The sequence below is a fragment of the Methylorubrum podarium genome (assembly GCF_022179745.1).
Taxonomy (GTDB): domain Bacteria; phylum Pseudomonadota; class Alphaproteobacteria; order Rhizobiales; family Beijerinckiaceae; genus Methylobacterium; species Methylobacterium podarium.
Map to the genome: position 1 here is coordinate 1 of NZ_BPRD01000536.1, position 3,029 is coordinate 3,029.

At 66.2% G+C, this 3,029-nt stretch carries 2 protein-coding genes; both read left to right on the forward strand.

The features are described 5' to 3' along the window. Positions 1 to 294: 294 nt before the first annotated feature. Positions 295 to 1,779 carry a calcium-binding protein gene (locus MFF42_RS22955; RefSeq protein ID WP_238258024.1) on the forward strand — a complete coding sequence of 495 codons (1,485 nt, stop codon included), beginning with the start codon at positions 295 to 297 and terminating at the stop codon, positions 1,777 to 1,779. Positions 1,780 to 2,083: 304 nt separating this feature from the next. Further along, positions 2,084 to 3,029: right-handed parallel beta-helix repeat-containing protein (locus tag MFF42_RS22960; RefSeq protein WP_238258026.1), on the forward strand; the 946-nt coding region annotated here is incomplete at its 3' end.

Consider the following 3,029-nt stretch of genomic DNA (forward strand, 5'->3'; position numbering starts at 1 on the left):
CAAGGGGGAGGAGAGGAGCGACGGCGGTCGAAGCGATCGATCGGAGGCTTTTGTTCCTGGCAAAGATCGGTCGGATGGCCAAACGTGGCCGTTCGGCAACAGATCGTTCGTCTGTCAGAAAATTTCTGACAGCGGCCCGCTGGAAAACAGCATTAAGCTGAACTGTTTTCGCGCGTCCATACCCCCTCGGGAGTAATCCTCACGGGGTACGTTGCAGATTTACGCAATCGATCCGCCCCTTAACCTTCGTTAGGCACCCGCTCCGTTGCGATCACCGCATCTCGAGGAGCCGACATGCCTGCGGGCCAAACCTACAGCACCACCCCCATCCGCACGACGTACGACGGACAGGTTATCGAAAATCTGGATCTCTGGGTCTCCGACGGCGACGCCATCCGCGTCGATCACAAGAACGTCGTCATCCGCAACGTCACCATCCACCACGCCGACGGCAACGGCATCGTCGTCGAGGACGTCAGCGGCGTCACCGTTCAGAACGCCCTCATCGTCAATTCCGACCCGCCCACGGGCAATGGCGGCGAGACCGATCCGGAGACCACCGGCATCCGGGTCGTCAACGCGGCGAACTTCACCGCCTCGCACGTGACGCTGCAGGACAGCGGCACCGGCATCTATCTCGGCCAGTCGCCGGGCGCGAAGCTCTCCTACATCGAGGGCCACGACTTCCACGGCCCGTTCCCGGGCGGCCAGCTCGTCCAGTTCTACCAGTCGCCCAACGGCCGGCTGAGCGACTTCGCCGTCACCAACGATCCGGGCCACTCGCATGTCGAGGACAACGTCTCGATCATCGACAGCCAGAACGTGACGATCGCCAACGGCGTGATCGACGGCAACAACTCGCCGAGCGGGGCCGGCGTGATGTTCGAGGGCAACTCGCAGGGCGGCCACGTCGAGAACGTCGACGTGATCCACATGGGCAACGGCGGCTTCTCGTCCTACTCGGACGGCGTCTCGTTCGTCGACACCCGCTCCTTCGACAACGATGCCGGCGACCAGGGCCGCGGCGTGTCGCTGTCGAACGGGCTGATCTGGAACATGACCGGCCACAACGTCACGGTCGAGGATTCGACCTACACGGACCCGGGCGTGGCCAACAACATCGTCTGGGGCACCTCCTCGGCCGGCGCGGACGTGACGGCGGCGCCCTCGGCCACGCCGATGACGCCGATCCACAACGTGTTCGACGGGGCGGCGACCGGGACGGGCGGCACGCCGGTCGCGACCCCGGCGCCGACGCCGGCTCCGGCTCCGGCTCCCGCTCCCACTCCGGCGCCGAGCCCGACCCCGGTCGCCACGAATCCGGCCCCCAGCCCGGCGCCGTCCGGCACGGGGATCGATCGTGACGGCACCGGCGGGGCCGACACGATGTCCGGCTCGCGCTTCGCCGACGACCTCGACGGGCGGGGCGGCAACGACACGCTCAACGGTCTCGCCGGCGACGACCGCCTCTACGGCGGGGCCGGCAACGACCGGCTCGACGGCGGCAGCGGCACCGACCACCTCTGGGGCGGGGCCGGCGCGGACCGGTTCGTGTTCAAGGCCGGCAACGGCAGCGACTGGGTCGAGGACTTCCAGCTCCGCGGCACCGCGCAGGACGTGGTCGAGGTGAGCAAGGCGATGTTCGGCTCGTTCAACGCCCTGCTCGCCGCGGCCCACGATGTCGGCCACGATGTCGCCATCACCTCGGGCACCGACACGCTGTGGCTCGCCGACATCCACAAGGGGCAGCTCTCGGCCAACGACTTCCTGTTCGTCTGAGCCCGCCGCGAAAACCTGTTCGCCGGCCGGGGCCGCGGGATCTCCCGCAGCCCCGGCCGGCGGCCCAGCGCCGAATCAGCCGCGGCCCGATCAAACGTGGCCGTACGGCAACATCGATTGTGCGGCGCGAGAAATATCGGATCGGAACGGTCCGCGTAAAAGCTTTACCGTTAACGGGTTCCCGGGCCGAATAAGCCGATCGGCCTAATACTGACTGATGCCGTTGCAGATTTACTAGGTCGATCCGACGAATGTATTCCGTTAGGCAGTGATATTGTTGTAATATTTAATGATTGGAGCAAATATGCCTGCGGGTTTGATCACCAGCACCACGCCCATCCGCACCACGCATGCCGGGCAGATCATCGAAAATCTTGATCTTTGGGTTTCGGACGGCGACGCCATCCGCGTCGAGCACGACAACGTCGTCATCCGCAACGTCACCATCCATCACGCCGACGGCAACGGCATCGTCGTCGAGGATTCGAGCGGCGTCACCGTCGAGAACAGCCTCATCGTCAATTCCGACCCGCCCGGCGGCAACCAGGGCCTGGCCGGCGAGGCGACCGGCATCCGGGTGGTGAACGCGCCCGACTTCACCGCCTCGCACGTGACGCTGCAGGACAGCGGCACCGGCATCTATCTCGGCCAGTCGCCGGGCGCGACGCTCTCCCATCTCGAGGGCCACGACTTCCACGGGCTCTATCCCTCGGGACAGTTCGTCCAGTTCTACCAGTCGCCGGACGGCAGCCTCACGGACTTCTCCGTCACCAACGATCCGAACGGATCGCATGTCGAGGACAACGTCTCGATCATCGACAGCCCGAACGTGACGATCGCCAACGGCGTGATCGACGGGAACAACTCGCCGAGCGGCGTCGGCGTGATGTTCGAGGGCGATTCGCAAGGAGGACACGTCGAGAACGTCGACGTGATCCACATGGGCAACGGCGGCTTCTCGTCCTACTCGGACGACGTGTCGTTCGTCGACACCCGCTCCTTCGACAACATCGCCGACGACCAGGGCCGGGGGGACCCCCTGTCCAACGCCGTCATCTGGAACGCGAGCGGCGGCAACGTCACGATCGCGGACTCGACCTATACCGACCCGGCGGTGGCCAACAACATCGTGTGGGGGGCGTCCTCGTCGGGCGCGGAGGTCGCGGCGGCGCCCGCGGCCACGCCGATGGCGGCGATCCAGAACGTGTTCGACTGGGTGGCGGGCACGGTAGGCGCCGTCGCCGGCGGCG